Consider the following 18,891-nt stretch of genomic DNA (forward strand, 5'->3'; position numbering starts at 1 on the left):
GGTTTTGCCTGGCGGTGTTTTGTTGTAAAGCTAGTGGGCAAAGCTCAAGAGAACTTGCGCTGGCGCATCCACTTGGTGGCAATCCATTTCTCGCCCTTCTCCACCGGTGCGCCGCCGTGCAGCGTTAGCGGGTCCACCTGGCCGCTGCTGTTGGTGTACTCAAAATACACCGCCGCGCCTTTCTTCGGCCCTACCTGCATCCCCAGTTCCGGGAAAGTGGTGGCGCCGCCCTCTTCCACATCATTGAGATACATTACCAGCGTGGAAACGCGCTGGCCGCCGTTGCGCAAATGCACCTGGCTGCCCGGATCGGTTTCGGGGAAGTAATCAAAGTGCGGTTTGTATTCGCCGCCCACTTTGTAGTTAAGAATCTGCAAGCCCTCACCGTTTTCTACCGGCCAGTTCATCAGCTCAGCGATACGGCGATCCAGCTTGGCGATGAACTCGGTTTCGTTAACGGTAAAGAACGTGCCAAAGCTGGTGCGGTCGTCGATCACCGCGTCTTTGCCCGTGGTGGGGTCCACGATGGTGGAGCGCTTGAGCCGCGCTTCGGACAAGCGAATCAGCTCATCACATTCTTCGTGGCTAAGCACATTGTCAAAAAACGCCACCACCGGCTTGGCCACGCGTTGCACCACATGGATGGCGCGGTCATTGGTGTGGATTACGTTGCCGGGCAGCAAGCGCGGGGTTTCGTATTGATAACCGCCGCTGGCGGCTTTTTCCTTGATGGACTGTGCGCCTGCCTTGGCTGCGACAGCCGGGCGCGCCTGATTATTGCTACTGGAAAAATGAAACACTATGGCGCTGGCAAACATCGGGTCGAAGTTTTTCTCGACCATTACATCAATCAGCGATTGCGGCGTGCAGCCGCGCCCCAGGTTTTCCAGAAGCCAGTTCTGCCATTCCGGCGAAATACTGGTGATTTTCTCCATGGACTCTCCATCCTCGATCTGTTTGTGGTACGGCTTGTTGTGACGTCTTTGTAACCTGGCGATAGCCGCCTGTCATCCTCTGCCTGCGCTGCAGTACAGCAAAGTCCGCCGGGCGGCCCGGCATTGTGGCCTGCGCTACATGCCACCATCGGGCTGCGCCGCACCACGCGCGCAACGCCACCTGTAAGTGCGACCAAGCGCCGGGCCGGGCTGTGTTAAAATTCCGGCCTTCGATTCAACCGCTTAACCGGGCATTTTCATCAAAATGGATCTTTCCGCACTCACCGCACTCTCCCCGCTCGACGGCCGCTATGAAAAACAACTGGCTGACCTGCGTCCTTTCTTCAGCGAATACGCGCTGATCAAACACCGTGTCACCGTCGAGATTGCATGGCTGAAAGCGTTGGCGGCCGATCCGGCCATCACCGAAATTGCCCCGTTTTCCGCCGCCACCATCGCCGAGCTCGATCACGTGGTGGACCAGTTCTCGGTGGAGCACGCGCTCGAAGTCAAAACCATCGAACGCACCACCAATCACGATGTGAAGGCGGTGGAGTACTGGATGAAAGAGCGTCTGTCTGGCAACCGCGAAATCTCGGCCGCGAGCGAGTTCATCCACTTTGCCTGCACCTCGGAAGACATCAACAACCTGTCGCACGCGCTGATGCTCAAAGGCGCGCGCGATGCCGTCACCGCGCCCAAGCTGCGCGAGATTGTGGCCAAGCTGAAAGAACTGGCGCACGACCTGGCCGATGCCGCGATGATGAGCCGCACGCACGGCCAGCCCGCCACGCCCACCACCATGGGCAAAGAACTGGCCAACGTGGCGTACCGGCTGGAGCGCCAGCTGGCGCGCGTCGAAAAAATCGAAGTGTTGGGCAAAATCAATGGCGCCGTGGGCAACTACAATGCGCACCTGTCCGCCTACCCCGATGTGGACTGGGAACAATTCTGCCAGCGCTTCGTCGAAAGCCTCGGCATCACGTTCAATCCGTACACGGTACAGATCGAGCCGCATGACTACATGAGCGAACTGTTCGACACCGTGGCGCGCGTCAACACCATCCTGATCGACCTTAATCGCGACATCTGGGGCTACATCTCGCTGGGCTTCTTCAAGCAACGCGTTAACAAGAACGAAGTGGGCAGCTCGACCATGCCGCACAAGGTCAACCCGATCGATTTCGAAAACGCGGAAGGCAATCTGGGTATGGCCAACGCCATGCTCACGCACTTGTCGCAGAAGCTGCCGATCTCGCGTTGGCAACGCGATCTGACGGATTCGACGGTCCTGCGTAATATGGGCGTCGGTCTGGGCTATGCGCAGCTGGGTTATGTGTCTTGCCTGAAGGGTCTGAACAAGCTGCTGGCCGACCGCCAGGCCATGCTGGATGACCTGAACGACAACTGGGAAGTGCTGGCTGAACCGATCCAGACCGTAATGCGTCGTTACGGCGTGCCTAATCCGTACGAGCAACTGAAAGAACTGACGCGTGGCAAGAGCGGCATCACCCGCGAAGCGCTGGCGGTCTTCATTGAAGGCCTGGCGATTCCGGAAGCCGAAAAAACACGCCTGAAAGCGCTGACGCCGTGGACGTATATCGGCAAAGCGGTCGAACTGGCTAACAAGATCTAAAAACAGATCGTCGCCAACGCGGCCAGCCTATGCTGGCCGTATTGGTTTGCGGGAGAACATTTCGGTGAAACGTAAAGTACTGGTTGGCGGCTCTCTGGCCGTGGTGCTGCTGGGCGCGGCTTATGTCGGCAGCTCCTGGATGGCTGGACGCTCGGTGCAACAAACGCTCGACAAGCAAAACCAATGGCTAAGCAGCCTGCCGTATTTCATCGTCAAGAACCGCGATTATCAACGCGGCTGGTTCTCGTCTACCGAGCATGTAACGCTGCAGATCAACCCGCAGCTGTATCGCTTTTTTCTGGAAAAAGAAGGCGAGCCACTGCCGAAATTTGAAGTGACCTACACGCAGCATATCGAGCACGGCCCGCTGCCGCTGATTAGCCACTTCAACCCGCATCCGTATAAAGCGGTGGTCACCACCGAGTTTAATTTCACGCCGGATACGCAAAAATTTCTGACGCGCTTTTTTGGCACGCAAAAGCCCATCCAGATGGAAAACCGCATCGCGTTTAACGATGACGGCATCATCCATATCACCGTGCCCGCCTTCGATTACGAAGAAGCGATTTCGGGCGTCAAGATTAAATGGCAAGGGCTGGATTCCACGCTGGATTACGGCGGCGACTTTAATCGCGTCAAGTTCCTCGCCACCGCGCCGGGCTTGTCGGGCGAAGCCAAAGGCCACGCAAAGTTTGATCTGACCAACCTGACGCTGACCGCCGACCACGTGCGCGGCAAGACCGGTTTGATGATCGGGACCTCAGGCACCAAGGTGGCGACGTTCAACCTGGATATGGCGGGCGACAGCCCGTTTAAACTGGCGCTGCAAAATTTCGAATATCAGGGCAAGTTAACCGAGAACGGCGAACTGGTGGACGGCAGCGCGCATTTCCTGCTCGACAAACTGGTGCTGAACGACCAACCGTACGGCCCCGCGGAACTGCTGGCCGAAGCCACGCATTTGCATGGTCCGACCTTGTCGCGCCTGGGCGATGAATTCAACCGTCTGCAAAAACAGCAACTGACCCGCGAGCAACTGTCGGCTGAACTGGTGAAACTGGCCAAGAGCAACGGCATGCCGCTGCTGACGCATGATCCGCGCCTGGCCATCAAGACGCTCGATATCAAATTGCCGGACAGCAGCATTCATCTGAATGCCGAAGTGGGCCTGAAAGGCTTTGAGCCGGGCGATCTGGACCAGCCTGCGGTGTTTATGCGCAAACTGGTGGCCAAAGCCAATTTCCATGTGCCACGCAAAGTGGTGGCGAACATCGTGACCTGGCAAGCGCGCAATATGTTTGGCAACAACGGCAACGGCGTGTCGCAGGCGGATCTGGATTATCTGGCGGGGCAATTTGTGGAAGGCCAGATCAACCGCATGGCCGATCAAAAACTGATCAATGTGGATGGCGATAATCTGTCGGCCGATGCGTCGCTGGATGCCGGCAAATTTGTGCTCAACGGCGTGGATGTGCCGCTGCCGTGGGAACAAGCGGCTGCGGCGGCCGGGCTAAAGACCACACCGTCGAATGCCTCGGGCGCGGCGGCCAAATAAGCGGCTGTCGTCAGACGTCGACATAAAAAAAGCGTGGCCGTGTGCCACGCTTTTTTACGTATAGGGTGGGTCAAGACCCACCCTTCAACGCCGTGACACGATTCGCGAGCTCTGCGTTTTTCGCCCGGCTTTGGTTGGTGGGGCACGACCCACCCTATGCGTGGTGGATCGCCTTGTGGCAATCTGGCCATCCATACCGAACGGCCCATGTTTTATTGGATAATGCCGCCACCCAGGCACACGTCGCCCTGATACAGCACCATTGATTGGCCCGGCGTCATTGCCCACTGTGGCTCGTCAAAATGCAGCGCCACACCACCGTCCACATGCGTTAACGTGCAGGCCGCATCTTGCTGGCGGTAACGCGTCTTGGCGGTGTAACGCCCTTCCGCCGGCAGCTCGCCCAGGATCCACGAGCAGTCCAGCGCCAGCAGATCGTGCTTCAACAAACTGGGGTGATCATGCCCTTGCACGACGATCAGCTCGTTCTTGTCCATGTCTTTGCCCGCGACAAACCATGGCAGCCCTTCCCCGCCTATGCCCAAGCCCTGGCGCTGGCCGATCGTGTAATACATCAGGCCCATATGCTCGCCCGTCACGCGGCCTTCTGGCGTCACCATCGCACCTGGCACTTTGGGTAGATAGCGATTGAGGAAATCGCGGAACGGCCGCTCGCCAATAAAACAGATGCCGGTGCTGTCTTTCTTTTTGGCGTTGGGCAGGCCGATTTCTTCCGCGATCACGCGTACTTGCGACTTTTGCAATTCGCCCAGCGGAAACACCGCCTGGCTGACTTGCGCCTGGCTTAGCCGATACAAGAAATACGTTTGGTCTTTGCTCTGATCAGCCGCGCGGATCAGTTCGGTGCGGCCATCAGGGCGCACCCGGTTGGCGGCGTAATGGCCCGTCGCCATTTTGGCGCCGCCCAGCTCAATCGCGTAATCCAGAAAGCATTTGAACTTGATTTCGCTATTGCACAGGATGTCCGGGTTGGGCGTGCGGCCCGCCGAGTATTCCGCCAGAAAATAGCTGAACACACGGTCTTTATACTGACCGGCAAAGTTGACCAGTTCGATATCGATTCCCAACAGATCGGCCACCGCAATGGCGTCCATGCTGTCTTCTTTGATCGAACAGTATTCGTCGTTGTTGTCGTCTTCCCAGTTCTGCATAAAGACGCCGACCACGTCGTAACCCTGCTGTTGCAGCAGATGCGCCGTCACCGAAGAATCAACGCCGCCGGACAAACCCACTACGATTTTCTGGGTCATGTCTCGCTCCGGTCGTAATCATGCAGCAGGGCCAATGCATAACGCTGACCCGCCAGGTAATCGCGAATACAGCCATTCAATAAGGGGCTGCGATGTTCTTGCGCGCGTGCTGCCAGTTCGGCCTGCGTTAACCACACGGCGCGCACGATACCCTCGTCGAGCGCACGCTCGGCATCAAAGCCGGTGATCTCGCCGGTGAATGTAAAGCGCAAATAGGTCAGCTCGGGACGCTCGGGCGGCGACCATTGATAGATGCCGGTGAGCGCGGTGGGCACAAAATGATGGGCCGTTTCTTCAAGCGTTTCGCGGATGACGGCGTCGATCAGCGACTCGCCTTGTTCGAGGTGGCCGGCGGGCTGGTTAAGGCGCAGCTGGCCGGCGATCATTTCTTCTACCACCAGAAAACGGCCGTCACGTTCAATCACTGCCGCGACCGTCGTGTTGGGTTTGAACATCGTTACCACTCTGAAAGCAAAGCGGAATTCTACCCGATGGTCATCGTGGATAACAGCGCAGACAACAACGGGCAGGTGTGGCCTGCCCGTTGGTTCAAGCTTCTGGCTGTGTGGCGCCGATCAGGACGCGCTGGCTGCCGCGGCCGAAGCCTTCTTGGTCTTTTTGTGTTTAACGCGTTGCTTCTGCGTTTTCTGCACGCTGTCGGGTGTGGCCGTCGCCGGCATTTCTTCGGCCAGCGCCGAACCACCAAAGCACAACACGACTAAAGCAGCGATCACGTACTTCATCTGTTTTCTCCTGGTTTGCGAATGTTCGTTTCCAACCGATAGCTGTCGACTAACTGCCATCAGCAATCAAGTTAGGTGACAAACCTCATTCCAGCAAACCCGCCTGCACGGGGTGAGACTATGGCGCAACACCGGCAAAATCCCGTGCTGGATCAGCGTCTTCCAGATGTCGTGGCCGGTACTTCGCGCCACTGGCCAGGCGCGAGGCCTTCGAGGGTCCAGTCGTCGCCGATGGCCGCGCGGATCAGACGCAAAGTGGGGAAACCCACCTTGGCCGTCATGCGCCGCACCTGACGGTTTTTACCTTCGTGTATGCGGATTTCCAGCCAGTGCGTGGGGATATGGGCGCGGTGGCGGATGGGGGGATTGCGCGGCCACAGATTGGCGGGCTCTTCAATAATGGCGACGGCGGCGGGCCGGGTGACAAAATCGCCAAGGTCCACGCCATGGCGCAGCGGCTGCAAGCGCGCATCGTCGGGTGCGCCTTCGACTTGCGCCCAGTAGGTCTTCCACTTTTGCGCGCCCGGGTCGGTGATCCGATGCTGCAGACGGCCGTCATCGGTCAGCAACAACAACCCTTCAGAATCGGTGTCCAGACGCCCTGCCGGGTACACATCTTTAACCGGCACATAGTCGGCCAGGCATTGATGCGGCGGGCTGGGCGAAAACTGGCAGATCACGCCGTACGGTTTATTCAATAAAATCAATTTGCTCATTACGATAACGTCCATTCAACCGGGGCGGTGCTGTATCTAACCTTGGCATCAGGCGGGCTTCACGCGATAATCCCTGGTCTACACGCCGCTGAGGCGTTGTCCAACCTGTATGGGAATTCACATGAGTCACATTCAAGTACCCAAAGAGGGCGCTCGGATTGTAGCCAACCTGGCTACGCCCGATAACCCGATCATTCCGTTCATCGAAGGTGATGGTATTGGTGTGGACATCACCCCGGTGATGAAAGATGTGGTGGATGCGGCCGTCAAGAAGAGCTACGGCGGCGCCCGCAAGATTCACTGGATGGAAATCTACTGTGGCGAGAAAGCTTCGCGCGTGTACGGTAACGACAATTACCTGCCCGAAGAAACGCTGGCCGCACTGAAAGAATACGTGGTTTCGATCAAAGGCCCGCTGGCGACACCGGTCGGCGGCGGCATCCGCTCGCTGAACGTGGCCCTGCGCCAACAGCTCGATCTGTATGTGTGCTTGCGCCCGGTGCGTTACTTTGAAGGCGTGCCTTCGCCGGTGAAGCAACCGCATCTGATCGATATGGTGATCTTCCGTGAAAACACCGAAGACATCTACGCCGGTATCGAATGGGACGCGCAATCCGATGGCGCCAAAAAAGTCATCGAATTTCTGCAGACCGAAATGGGCGTCAAGAAAATCCGCTTCCCGGACAGCAGCAGCATCGGCATCAAGCCGGTCAGCAAGGAAGGCACCGAGCGCTTGGTGCGCAAGGCCATCCAGTACGCCATCGACAACAACCGTAAATCCGTGACGTTGGTCCATAAGGGCAACATCATGAAATTTACCGAAGGCATGTTCCGCACCTGGGGCTATGAGTTGGCCAAGCGCGAATTTGGCGGCGTCGAGATCGAAGGCGGCCCGTGGCTGCAATTGCCGAATGGCATCGTCATCAAAGACGTGATCGCTGATGCATTCCTGCAGCAAATTCTGCTGCGCCCGGCCGAATACGACGTGATTGCCACGCTGAACCTGAATGGCGATTACATCTCGGACGCGCTGGCGGCAGAAGTGGGCGGCATCGGTATTGCACCGGGCGCCAACCTGTCGGATAACGTGGCGTGCTTTGAAGCCACCCATGGCACCGCACCGAAATACGCAGGCCAGGACAAAGTGAACCCGGGTTCGCTGCTGCTTTCGGCTGAAATGATGCTGCGCCATATGGGCTGGAAAGAAGCGGCCGATCTGATCATTACCGCGATGGAAGCCACCATCAAAGACAAGATCGTTACGTACGACTTTGCCCGTCTGATGGATGATTCGAAAGAAGTCAGCTGCTCGGAATTCGGTAAGGCCATTATCGAGCGCATGTAATGGTGATCAGGTCGAATTGACCGCGTCATTAAAGCCCCGCCACGTGCGGGGCTTTTTGTTGCGCGAAAGTCGCAATTGCCGCAGGCTGATCCTGCCGTTCAGCCGGAACGACCGGATTGATGATTGTTTTTTTGTGGCAGCGCACCATCTGCCATTGGGTACAACAGACAGACGGCAATAAAAAAACCCCGCCGAAGCAGGGTTTTTTATAACAAACAAACGGCGCGGTTTATGCAGCCTGGATGTTTGCTGCTTGCTTGCCCTTCGGGCCTTGTGCAACTTCAAACGTTACACGTTGGCCTTCTTTCAGGGTCTTGAAGCCGGGCATATTGATCGCGGAGAAATGAGCGAAGATGTCTTCGCCGCCTTCGTCCGGAGTAATGAAGCCAAAGCCTTTAGAATCGTTGAACCACTTGACGGTACCCGTTGCCATATTAGGTCTTTCTCCAGGATAAACAGTTAAAGCGTGCGCCCATCTCCGGGCCGGATGTTTGAAGTCAAGACCTGCACAACGGGTTAGACCGGAACTGCATGTTTACTTGTCCATCAAACGCGCATTCGTTTTACGCGACATTTACGCACAAGGTCAAGCATCTCAAAGGGCCGTTTCGCAAACTGTTGTTTCCAGGAAACGCTTGAAAAAGCGCTCCAACGGGCCAAAATGAAATCGTGAATAACGAATGGATTGTTATGGCGCAACAGCATCAGATTGAGCGGGAATTGCTGGAGAAAGAAGTCCGTAGTGGACCCCCCTCCATGTATACGGTCGTTTTATTGAACGACGATTTCACGCCTATGGAATTTGTGGTCGCAGTGCTGCAAGGTTTTTTTGGAATGCAGCTTGAACAAGCGACCGTAGTCATGCTCAAAGTCCATACTGAAGGACGAGGCATCTGTGGCGTGTATCCCAAAGATATTGCCGCAACGAAGGTGGCGCAGGTGATCGAGCATGCCCGCCAACATCAGCACCCGCTCCAATGCATCATGGAGGTAAATGAATGATCGCCCAGGAACTGGAAGTAAGCCTGCACATGGCTTTCATGGAGGCGAGACAGAAGCGCCACGAGTACATCACCGTGGAGCACCTCCTGCTCTCCCTGCTTGATAACCCCTCCGCCGCTGAAGTTTTGCGCGCATGCGGCGCTAACATGGATGACCTGCGTCGCCAGCTCTCTGACTTTGTCACCGAGCACACGCCCGTGGTGTCTGGCACCGGTGAGGTTGAAACCCAACCTACCATCGGTTTTCAGCGCGTTATCCAGCGCGCCATTCTGCACGTGCAGTCGTCGGGCAAGAAAGAAGTGACCGGCGCTAACGTGTTGGTGGCCATCTTCGGCGAGAAAGACAGCCATGCCGTGTACTTCCTGCATCAGCAGGGCGTAACGCGGCTGGACGTGGTCAATTTTATCAGCCATGGCATCAGCAAGAGCGGCCCGGTGGCGTCCACCCCGCCGCGCCAGGAACAAGGCGAAGATCACGAATCCGAAGTGGGCCCAGGCGGCGCACTCGAGAGCTTTACGCAGAACCTTAACCAGCAGGCGCTCACCGGTCGCATCGATCCGTTGATTGGCCGCGATGCCGAGCTGGAGCGTGTGGTGCAGATTCTATGCCGCCGCCGCAAGAACAACCCGCTGTTGGTGGGTGAGGCTGGCGTGGGCAAAACCGCGATTGCCGAAGGGCTGGCGCGTCGCATTATCGAAGGCGATGTGCCCGATATTCTGGCCGATGCCACCGTCTATTCGCTCGATATGGGCGCATTGCTGGCGGGCACCAAATATCGCGGCGACTTTGAGCAACGCCTGAAAGCCGTCATCAAGCAATTGTCGGAAGAGCGCAATGCCATTCTGTTTATCGACGAGATTCATACTCTTGTTGGTGCGGGCGCTGCCTCGGGCGGTACGCTGGATGCCTCCAATTTGCTGAAACCGGCGCTGTCCAACGGCACGCTGAAATGCATCGGCGCCACCACGTATCAGGAATTCCGCGGCATCTTCGAAAAAGACAACGCGCTGTCGCGTCGCTTCCAGAAGATTGATGTGGTTGAGCCGACCGTTGAGCAGACCATTGAGATTCTCAAAGGCCTGAAAGACAAGTTCGAGAAACACCACAGCGTTAAATACACCGTTGCGGCTTTGACCACGGCGGCAGAACTGGCGGCCAAGTATATCAATGACCGACATTTGCCCGATAAAGCCATTGATGTAATTGACGAAGCCGGTGCCGCGCAAAAGATTCTGCCCAAGTCGCGTCAGAAAAAGACGATCGGCAAAGGCGAGATCGAAGAAATCGTGGCCAAGATTGCCCGAATTCCGCCGAAGAGCGTGTCCAATGATGACAAGAGCACCTTGAAGACGCTGGACCGCGATCTGAAGAACGTGGTGTTTGGCCAGGATAACGCAATTGATGCATTGTCCAGTGCGATCAAGATGTCGCGCGCTGGCTTGGGCAACCCGCAAAAACCGATTGGCGCCTTTTTGTTCTCGGGCCCGACCGGTGTCGGTAAAACCGAAGTGGCACGGCAGCTCGCTTATACATTAGGCGTGGAGCTGATCCGCTTTGATATGTCCGAATATATGGAACGCCACGCCGTATCGCGTTTGATCGGCGCGCCTCCGGGCTATGTTGGTTTTGAGCAAGGCGGTTTGTTGACCGAACAAGTCACCAAGCATCCGTATAGCGTGTTGTTGCTGGACGAAATTGAAAAAGCGCATCCCGATATCTTTAACGTGCTGTTGCAGGTGATGGACCACGGCACGCTAACGGATAACAACGGGCGTAAAGCGGATTTCCGTAACGTGATTCTGATCATGACCACCAACGCGGGTGCCGAATCGCTGAACAAAGCCATCATTGGCTTTACAGCGAAGAAGGAAACCGGCGACGAAATGGCCGAGATCAAACGCCTGTTTACGCCGGAATTCCGTAACCGCCTGGATGCCACGATTTCGTTTGCACCGCTCAGCCAGGAAATCATTCTGCAAGTGGTCGAGAAATTCTTGATGCAGCTGGAAATGCAGTTGCAAGAGAAGAAGGTCGATGCGCATTTCTCGGACAAGCTGAAGGCTTATCTGGCCGAGAAGGGTTTCGATCCGTTGATGGGCGCCCGCCCGATGTCGCGTCTGATTCAGGACACGATCCGCAAGGCGCTGGCCGACGAGTTGCTGTTTGGTCGCCTGGCCAACGGCGGCGAAGTGACCATCGATCTCGACGACGACGACAAAGTGGTGCTCAATATTCACGAGCAAGAAAACGTGGTGCCGGCGTAATCGTTAGAACCACGCCGCGCAAAAACAAAGCCCCGACCAGTGCAAACTGGCCGGGGCTTTTTGATGTTGAATGCTCAGACGTCGCCAAGGCGACGCCAGGCCGGTTTATTCGAAGCTGGTAAACACGCGATTGCGCCCCGCTTCCTTCGCCAGCACCAATGATTGTTCGGCGCGGCCCACCACGCCCTCCACCGTTTCGCCCGCGCGCAAAGTGGAGATGCCGGCGCTGAAGCTGAACGCCACGGCGGGCATCGCAAACGGAAAACGGATCTGCACAAAGCGCGCGCGCAAAGCCTCCACCAACGCAATCGCGTCGCTCTGGCTGGTGTTAGGCAACACCAGCAGAAACTCTTCACCGCCGTAGCGCCCGATGGCGTCGCTGGCGCGCAGGCGCTGCCGCAGCAAGGAACACAGCGCGCGCAAAACCTGATCGCCCGCCTGGTGGCCGTATTGATCGTTGCCGAGCTTGAAATCATCGATATCGAGCATCGCCACCGTCAGCGGCTGGCTGTTGCGACGGCACCGCGACTCCTCGATCTCCAGTAATTGCATCACCGCATTACGATTCAGCGCGCGCGTTAAACCGTCCCGCGTCATCTGCTCACGCAAAGCGCGGTAGCGCGCCGCGCGACACTGAATGGCGGTGACTAGATAATGCGGATCAATCGGCTTGACCAGAAAATCATCCGCGCCGCGGCGCATGGCATCCAGCCGGCTGGACGCCGTCTGGTCGCTCGACAAGAACACAATCGGGATGCTGACGTAAGTGGACTGCTGACGGATCACGCTAGCGATTTCCAGACCGTTCCAGCCGGGCAAATACAAGTCGAGCACGATCAGCTCGGGCCGGAATTCGGCCAGCTTTTCAAACATATGCACCGGTCCGGTGACCACGGCCGTATGCATGCCCGCTTCTTGCAAGACCAGCGCGTAGTACTCGGCCAGTTGGCGTTCGTCATCGACGATCAGCACGCGATAACCGGGCTGCCGACGACCTTCGTCCAGCCGCTGCATCAAATCCGTGAGTTCTTCGGTCAAGACGGGCTTGTGCAAAAACGCCTGCGCGCCCAACCGCGCCGCAATCAACCGCGTCGACACATCCGCATTTTTGGACAGGCAAACCATGCGCGCGGGCGCGCCGGGCATACCGGGCAACCAGCCGGCAAAGAAATCCAGCGGCTGCGAAACGCCATCCAGATCGACGATCAGCAGATCGATCGGACCTTGCGGCAGCGTATCGCGCGTCATGCTGATGCTGTCGATACCCAACAGCGACAGCTCGATCTGCATCAGCTCGGCGGTGGCGTCATCCTGACTGAAAATAACGGTCTGGCGCGGCTCATCGGCACCCGGGCTGGCACGGGTGCCAGCCAGGCCCAATGGGTCGATAAACTGCGCTGCCGCTTGAATCAGCCCGTCAAAGTACTGCCATAACTGTGCGGCCCGGTCTTCGTCCGGGCGCTCCAATGGGGCCAAATGTGCGCGGTAAAATTTCTCCAGCTCGCGCGAAGTGCGTGTCAGCTCCGGCGCGCCAAAGGTGGTGCCTGATCCGGTCAGGCTGTGAATCTGACGCTGCAGGTCTTCGCGCGTGGTGGCGTCCAGGCCTTCGGTAACAAACGTTTCGATCTGCGCGCGGATGCCCGCCAGCCGGGCTGGCAATTCGGTTTTGAACCGCAGCTGTAATTCGGCCAGCGCGGCCTGGAACTGCTTGAGTTTATCGTCGCGGGCATCGGCCACGGCTAGTCCCCTTTGGTGATGGCGTGTTGCCAGAGCGTGCGCACCTCGTCCGCCAGTGTCATGGGATCAAACGGTTTCGGAATCACGCCACTGGCGCCCAGCGCCAGCAGATTGGCCACCTCGGCCGGTTGGGCTTTGGCAGTCATGAAAATAGCCGGTATGCCGGCCAGCGCCGGTTGTTCGCGCAGCCGCCCCAGCGTGGTGGGGCCGTCCATGCCGGGCATCATCACATCCAGCAAAAACAGGTCGGCTTGCGCAGTGGGTGCGGCGTCGAGCGCAGCCTGCCCCGACGAGCATAGTACGATCTGAAACCCACCAATCATCTCCAGCGCCATGCGCGCCACCAACTGGATATCAGGTTCGTCTTCGACGTACAGAATACGTTGCAACTGGGGCATGACGGTTTCCATCGGGGGCCACAAACGGCGCGGCGTTTACCTAGGGTAGCAGAGACATTGCCGCACCACGGGTACAGGCGGTTATCCCTGCCTGGAAAGATCGCAAATTTAGCTTATACTAACTCTGTTCCTTACATGAGTCTGTAGCCGCAGCCGCATCTGCTGCGCCGATCATCTACTAACTCTGCGCCCTATGCCGACCCCACACCGCATCATCATCGCCGACGACCACCAACTGCTGCGTCTGGGCATACGCGCCGTACTCGCTACCCGAACTGACCTCGAAATTGTGTCCGAGGCCGCGGATGGCGATACCGCATTGAACGACATCATGACGATGCGGCCCGACCTGGTGGTACTGGATATCACCATGCCTGGTAAATCCGGGCTCGACATCCTGCAAGAAGTCCGCCTTAACGCGCCCGATATCCGCGTAATGGTGCTGTCTTCGCACGATGAGCCGCACGTGGTGCTGGATGCGCTTAAACGCGGCGCGCGCGCTTATCTGCTGAAGGACTGCATGCTGGAAGATCTGCATGCGGCGATTATCGCGGTGCTGGATGGCCATGTGTTTTTAAGCCCGCAAATCGAAGCACTGGCCAGCGCGGCCAACGACACGGGCACCGAAACGCTGACCACACGCCAGCAAGAAATCCTGCGCTGGATTGCCCTTGGCAAATCCACCAAGGAAATTGCGCGTTTGCTTGGGATTAGTCCTAAGACCGTGGAGTTCCACCGCGGCCAGTTGATTCAGCGGCTGGGTTGTCGCGATGTGGCCAGCCTCACGTTAAAGGCGGTACGCAGCGGGCTGGTTGACCCGGCGCGCGATCAGATCTCGGCGTAAAGCGCGGTTTCATCGGCGCGGGCCGGGATGATGGCGAATAAAAAAGGCGAGCCGCAGCTCGCCTTTTTTACGTCTATTGATACTCATCCGCCCATCACCCTTCCGGCGTCACGCCGGTATCGCCAGCCAGCAGCAACTGCGGCACCTGGCGGAAATACCACGGCTGCGCATGCTCCATCTGTTCCAGCAGCCAGATCACATCAAAACGATCGCTGGGCCAGTGCTCGGGCACGCTGACATGCTTGCCCACAATCGCGCGGGCGAGCATCGGCAACGCTTTATGTTCCCATGCGATCAACACCGTGCCTTCGGTCTCGGTGGCGGCGATCGCCAGCGCGGCTTCATCACCGCGACCAAAGCGCGTATTGATCTCGATGCCCAGTTTGGCCGCCAGCGGTTGCAGCGTTTGCACGGCGCGCTCGCTCTCGCCAGGTTTGCGCGCGGGGCAGGCAAACAAGGCGTTAGGAATGGCAATGCGCGCATCGACGATCATCTCGCTGGACGGGGCCAGCAGCACCGCCAATGCCCCGGCGCGCGCCCAGCCTCGCACCGACAACGCCTCGGTATTGGCACCGCCATCCAGGTTAACGCCACCGGACAACGGCGTGGCTTCCGGTTTTTCCGCATGGCGAATCAACATGATCCGGTTGGCCGACATCGTTTACTCCTCAGGATGGCCCCGGCCGAAAGTCCGGGCGCACATACCAGCATAGTGCCCGCCGGAGCCTTGTAACTGGCATCGGCCGCACGCCTATGCCGCTGTGGGACAGGCCGCGCCGCATCCGTCACGTGGCAAACCGGCAGCCGCGCGCGGCGGCGGTCAGGCTGCTTGTTGCACCACGACAGTCTGCGCGGGCATGGGCGCGGCAAAGCCAGCCTGGCCAAAGCTCTCGCGGATGACGCGATTGGTCTCGAAATACACCTGCCAGTAATTGTCGTTATGGCAATAGGGCCGCACCGCCAGCACTGGCCCCACCAGATTGAATTCCAGAATCTCGACATCCACCGCCGGCTCGGCCAGCACATTCGGGATCGCGCCGATCTGTTGCTTCAGCAAGGCAATCGCAGCCGCGGGGTCGGTGGAGCCCGCCAGTTGCGCTTTCAGGTCGACGCGGCGGTACGGATTGACGGTGAAGTTCTGAATGCTGTCTGAGAAGATCTTGTTGTTGCCCACCAGGGTCAGCACGTTATCGGGCGTGTTGATGGCGGTGACGAACAGACCGATTTCCTTCACCGTGCCGGTAATACCCGCGGCGGTAACAAAGTCGCCCACCTTGAATGGCCGTAACACAATCAGGAATGCCCCTGCGGCAAAGTTGGCCAGCAAGCCCGACCACGCCAGCCCGATGGCGACACCACCGGCTGCAATCAATGCCGCAAAGGTCGTGGTCTGCACGCCAAAGTAACCAAGGATGCCGATCACCAACAATACATTCAGCGTAACCGTGATGACCGAGCCGATATAGCGCAGCACGGTGGGGTCCAGCTTTTGTCGTTCGAGGGACTTTTCGACCAGGCGCACCGCCAGCCCGATCAGATAGCGGCCCACCACCCAGAAGGCGACGGCGGCCAGAATCTTGATGCCGAACGCGGTGGCATACGCCACGAAAATATCGCGGTAATGCGTGACAGAAGTCGAGTCCATAACCAGTACTCCAGGGGCCAGTTTTCGTTTTTACAAACAGGAGGCAAGCGCCTCAGCCTGGCACATGGTTGGCGGAACTCAACCCCGAGGATGGTTGGCTTTGTGCAGCGCCTGCAGCCGCGCCGTGGCCACATGCGTGTAAATCTGCGTAGTACCGATATCAGCGTGCCCCAGCAGCAACTGCACCACACGCAAATCGGCGCCGTGGTTGAGCAGATGGGTGGCAAAGGCATGTCGCAACACATGGGGCGATAGCTGCTCGGCATTGATCCCCGCCGTGATGGCATACCCCTTGATGATGTACCACGCCCCCTGGCGGGTAAGCGCATGACCATCGCGCTGGTTAACCAGCACTTGCGGCGCGTGCGAACCGGCCAGCAACAGCGGCCGCGCTTGCGTGATATAGCGTTGCAGCCATATGCGCGCTTCTTCGCCCAACGGCACCAGGCGTTGCTTGCCGCCCTTCCCGCCCATCACTTGCACATAGCCTTCAGTTAAATGCAGATCGGCGATATCCAGCCCCACCAGTTCGGAAACGCGCAAGCCGGTGGCATACATCAACTCCAGCATGGCGCGGTCACGCAGACCGGCCGGAGTTTCGACATCGGGGGCCGCCAGCAGATTTTCGACTTGCTCTTCCGATAAGCCCTTGGGCAGCGGCCGCACGCGCGGCGGTGCCGTCAGCGTGACGGTGGGGTCGTGCTGGATGCGGCCGTCGTTTAGCCAGTGCTGGTAAAACTTGCGCAGACTGGCCATGCGCCGCGCCAGCGTCGCCGCTTTGGCGGTGCGTGCCGACTCAGCCAGAAAGCTTTGCACATCGTCACGCTGCGCAGCCAATACCCCGCGCCCACGCGCTTCCAGCCAGAGGGCCCAAATGACCAGATCGCGCCGATAGCCATCGGCGGTGTTACGCGCCAGACCATCGGCCAGCCAGGCCTGATCAACAAAGCGGTCGATCAGCGCCTGATTGGCTTCGTTGGCCACGGCCGCCGCATTACGCGCCACGCGATTCTCCGGCAAACAGATCCTGCATTTCGTGCGTCAGCAGCCAACGCTTGATCGGCAACCAGTCCCGGCCATTACGATTGGCGTTAAAGCCGCCGAGCCCGTTGGCGGCCACCACACGATGGCACGGAATGATGATGGGGATCGGATTCATGCCGCACGCGCCACCCACAGCGCGCGCCACCGAGCCGACTTCGTGTGCGATCTCCGCATAAGTGCGGGTTTTGCCCACGCCAATCGCGTAAATGGCCTGCCACACACGTTGCTGATGCGGCGAGCCATCCGCGCGCCACGGAATATCGAACACCACGTCCGGATCGGCAAACCAGGCATGCAGCTGGCGCTCCACCTCGCGCAGGATGGCGCTTTGCGTCGGCCGCAACGGCAGGGATTCGGGTAGAAAATCCAGCCGCACCAGCACATCGCCATCGGCAGCCAAGCCTATCGGCCCTACCGGCGTGGCAATCACGGCTTGATATTCGGGATATTGATCAGGACGGGGCATGAAGAACGCCAAAGCAGAACAAGCGCTGATGTTAGCAAACGCTGGGCGAAAAAAAACGCGAGGACGAGCCTCGCGTTCTTATCGGAGCGGCAAAAATTATTTTGCAGCAACCGGAGCGGCCTTGCGAGCCGGCAACTTTTCCTTGATACGTGCGGACTTGCCCGAACGATCGCGGAGGTAGTACAGCTTGGCACGGCGTACATCACCACGGCGCTTCACTTCGATCGAAGCAACCAGCGGCGAGTACAGCTGGAACGAACGCTCCACGCCGGTACCAGCGGAAATCTTGCGCACGATGAACGCGCTGTTCAGGCCGCGATTGCGCTTGGCAATCACAACACCTTCAAACGCCTGCAGACGTTCGCGGTTGCCTTCCTTCACCTTGACTTGCACAACGACGGTGTCGCCGGGTGCAAATTCGGGGATGGTTTTGTCCAGACGTGCAATTTCTTCTTGTTCGAGCTTTTGAATCAGGTTCATGACCTTACTCCTTTACGAAACTTGTACCTTCTTCTTCACCGGAAGCAGCACGTTGCTCAGCAGCATGCTCGGCCTTGAATTCGGCCAGAAGACGAGTTTCTTCTTTTGAAAGCGGGCGGTCTTTCAGCAAGTCAGCGCGCCGCAACCAGGTGCGGCCCAGCGACTGCTTAAGGCGCCAGCGACGTATGTTGGCATGATTACCCGAAAGCAGAACTTCCGGGACCGCCATACCGCGGTAATCTTCGGGACGGGTGTAATGCGGGCAATCCAGCAACCCATCCGCAAACGAATCTTCTTCTGCACTGGCCGCGGTATTGAGTACGCCAGGCAAATGTCGCGCCAACGCATCGATCAACACCATGGCAGGGAGCTCGCCCCCTGACAGCACATAATCGCCGGCCGAGATTTCGAGGTCGACCTGGCGTTGCAGAACGCGTTCATCCACGCCCTCGTAACGCCCACACAACAGGATCAGGCCAGGTTCCGCCACCAGCTGCAGCACACGCTGATGCGTGAGCGGCGCGCCTTGCGGCGACAGATACACCACTTTGGGTGTCAGCCCGAATGCCGCTTGCCGCGCTTTGGCCGCCGCAATGGCGTCTTCCAGCGGCTGCGGCAGCATCACCATGCCAGGCCCACCGCCATACGGACGGTCGTCCACGCGGCGGTAATTGTCGTGCGTAAAATCACGCGGATTCCACGCGGCAAAATCGATGATGCCCTGCTCCACCGCGCGCTGCGTAATGCCGTGCCGCGTGATGGCGTCAAACATATCGGGGAACAGCGTAATCGCGTCGAAACGCATGCTTA

Annotated in this window: 20 protein-coding genes; 6 read left to right on the top strand and 14 right to left on the bottom strand. The window is 58.4% G+C overall.

What is annotated here, in order from left to right; genetic code table 11:
• Window positions 1-44: 44 nt before the first annotated feature.
• Entirely contained in the window at window positions 45-935 is an 891-nt protein-coding gene (locus WG78_RS21630; RefSeq protein ID WP_053939923.1) for a 2OG-Fe(II) oxygenase, read from the bottom strand.
• A 265-nt stretch (window positions 936-1,200) separates the two neighbouring features.
• On the opposite strand from WG78_RS21630, the gene purB reads away from it, so the two are divergent.
• Both purB and WG78_RS21640 read left to right on the top strand, forming a co-directional pair.
• Window positions 1,201-2,571, top strand: coding sequence for an adenylosuccinate lyase (gene purB, locus WG78_RS21635; protein ID WP_053939924.1), 1,371 nt, complete (start codon window positions 1,201-1,203; stop codon window positions 2,569-2,571).
• Between the two features lie 64 nt (window positions 2,572-2,635).
• Complete coding sequence (locus tag WG78_RS21640) at window positions 2,636-4,126, top strand: YdgA family protein (protein WP_053939925.1); 1,491 nt, start codon at window positions 2,636-2,638, stop codon at window positions 4,124-4,126.
• Between the two features lie 212 nt (window positions 4,127-4,338).
• On the opposite strand, the gene mnmA is transcribed toward WG78_RS21640, so the two are convergent.
• The 4 genes from mnmA to WG78_RS21655 all read right to left on the bottom strand — a co-directional run bounded on the left by mnmA (window position 4,339) and on the right by WG78_RS21655 (window position 6,856).
• Window positions 4,339-5,397 carry a tRNA 2-thiouridine(34) synthase MnmA gene (mnmA, locus tag WG78_RS21645; protein WP_053939926.1) on the bottom strand — a complete coding sequence of 353 codons (1,059 nt, stop codon included), beginning with the start codon at window positions 5,395-5,397 and terminating at the stop codon, window positions 4,339-4,341.
• A complete protein-coding gene (locus WG78_RS21650) occupies window positions 5,394-5,852 on the bottom strand; it encodes an NUDIX hydrolase (RefSeq protein ID WP_053939927.1) in 459 nt (152 codons plus the stop codon). Before WG78_RS21650 ends, mnmA begins: the two co-directional genes overlap by 4 nt.
• Window positions 5,853-5,972: 120 nt before the next feature.
• On the bottom strand, window positions 5,973-6,140 hold the full coding sequence (locus WG78_RS22795; protein ID WP_161805181.1) for a hypothetical protein: 168 nt from the start codon (window positions 6,138-6,140) through the stop codon (window positions 5,973-5,975).
• 152 nt (window positions 6,141-6,292) lie between these two features.
• Window positions 6,293-6,856, bottom strand: coding sequence for a pseudouridine synthase (locus tag WG78_RS21655; RefSeq protein WP_053939928.1), 564 nt, complete (start codon window positions 6,854-6,856; stop codon window positions 6,293-6,295).
• 121 nt (window positions 6,857-6,977) lie between these two features.
• On the opposite strand from WG78_RS21655, the gene icd reads away from it, so the two are divergent.
• On the top strand, window positions 6,978-8,201 hold the full coding sequence (gene icd / locus WG78_RS21660; RefSeq protein WP_053939929.1) for an NADP-dependent isocitrate dehydrogenase: 1,224 nt from the start codon (window positions 6,978-6,980) through the stop codon (window positions 8,199-8,201).
• Window positions 8,202-8,430: 229 nt separating this feature from the next.
• Here icd and WG78_RS21665 read toward each other — a convergent pair whose 3' ends face one another.
• Window positions 8,431-8,634, bottom strand: a complete 204-nt coding sequence (locus WG78_RS21665) for a cold-shock protein (RefSeq protein WP_053939930.1) — start codon at window positions 8,632-8,634, stop codon at window positions 8,431-8,433.
• A gap of 257 nt (window positions 8,635-8,891) precedes the next feature.
• Here WG78_RS21665 and clpS point away from each other — a divergent pair, with 257 nt between their 5' ends.
• Window positions 8,892-9,203: an ATP-dependent Clp protease adapter ClpS gene (gene clpS, locus WG78_RS21670; protein ID WP_053939931.1), complete on the top strand. Its 312-nt coding sequence runs from the start codon at window positions 8,892-8,894 to the stop codon at window positions 9,201-9,203.
• Complete coding sequence (clpA, locus tag WG78_RS21675) at window positions 9,200-11,467, top strand: ATP-dependent Clp protease ATP-binding subunit ClpA (protein WP_053939932.1); 2,268 nt, start codon at window positions 9,200-9,202, stop codon at window positions 11,465-11,467. Before clpS ends, clpA begins: the two co-directional genes overlap by 4 nt.
• 105 nt (window positions 11,468-11,572) lie before the next feature.
• Here clpA and WG78_RS21680 read toward each other — a convergent pair whose 3' ends face one another.
• Window positions 11,573-13,204: a diguanylate cyclase gene (locus tag WG78_RS21680; protein WP_053939933.1), complete on the bottom strand. Its 1,632-nt coding sequence runs from the start codon at window positions 13,202-13,204 to the stop codon at window positions 11,573-11,575.
• Between the two features lie 2 nt (window positions 13,205-13,206).
• Window positions 13,207-13,602, bottom strand: coding sequence for a response regulator (locus WG78_RS21685; RefSeq protein ID WP_053939995.1), 396 nt, complete (start codon window positions 13,600-13,602; stop codon window positions 13,207-13,209).
• Between the two features lie 193 nt (window positions 13,603-13,795).
• Between WG78_RS21685 and WG78_RS21690 the strand changes: the two genes are divergently transcribed.
• The gene (locus WG78_RS21690) at window positions 13,796-14,446 is read left to right on the top strand and encodes a response regulator (protein ID WP_053939934.1); all 651 of its coding nucleotides are present in this window, start codon (window positions 13,796-13,798) and stop codon (window positions 14,444-14,446) included.
• 94 nt (window positions 14,447-14,540) lie between these two features.
• Here the strand turns inward: WG78_RS21690 and WG78_RS21695 are convergent, their stop codons facing one another.
• The 6 genes from WG78_RS21695 to trmD all read right to left on the bottom strand — a co-directional run bounded on the left by WG78_RS21695 (window position 14,541) and on the right by trmD (window position 18,886).
• Entirely contained in the window at window positions 14,541-15,104 is a 564-nt protein-coding gene (locus WG78_RS21695) for a hypothetical protein (RefSeq protein ID WP_053939935.1), read from the bottom strand.
• 162 nt (window positions 15,105-15,266) lie between these two features.
• The gene (locus WG78_RS21700) at window positions 15,267-16,091 is read right to left on the bottom strand and encodes a mechanosensitive ion channel family protein (protein ID WP_053939936.1); all 825 of its coding nucleotides are present in this window, start codon (window positions 16,089-16,091) and stop codon (window positions 15,267-15,269) included.
• Between the two features lie 78 nt (window positions 16,092-16,169).
• Window positions 16,170-17,096, bottom strand: a complete 927-nt coding sequence (gene xerD, locus WG78_RS21705; protein WP_152969347.1) for a site-specific tyrosine recombinase XerD — start codon at window positions 17,094-17,096, stop codon at window positions 16,170-16,172.
• Window positions 17,086-17,601: a methylated-DNA--[protein]-cysteine S-methyltransferase gene (locus tag WG78_RS21710; protein ID WP_053939937.1), complete on the bottom strand. Its 516-nt coding sequence runs from the start codon at window positions 17,599-17,601 to the stop codon at window positions 17,086-17,088. Before WG78_RS21710 ends, xerD begins: the two co-directional genes overlap by 11 nt.
• 96 nt (window positions 17,602-17,697) lie before the next feature.
• Entirely contained in the window at window positions 17,698-18,081 is a 384-nt protein-coding gene (gene rplS / locus WG78_RS21715; protein ID WP_053939938.1) for a 50S ribosomal protein L19, read from the bottom strand.
• A gap of 4 nt (window positions 18,082-18,085) precedes the next feature.
• Window positions 18,086-18,886, bottom strand: coding sequence for a tRNA (guanosine(37)-N1)-methyltransferase TrmD (trmD, locus tag WG78_RS21720; RefSeq protein ID WP_053939939.1), 801 nt, complete (start codon window positions 18,884-18,886; stop codon window positions 18,086-18,088).
• Window positions 18,887-18,891 lie beyond the last annotated feature (5 nt).

Source organism: Amantichitinum ursilacus, from assembly GCF_001294205.1.
Classification (GTDB): domain Bacteria; phylum Pseudomonadota; class Gammaproteobacteria; order Burkholderiales; family Chitinibacteraceae; genus Amantichitinum; species Amantichitinum ursilacus.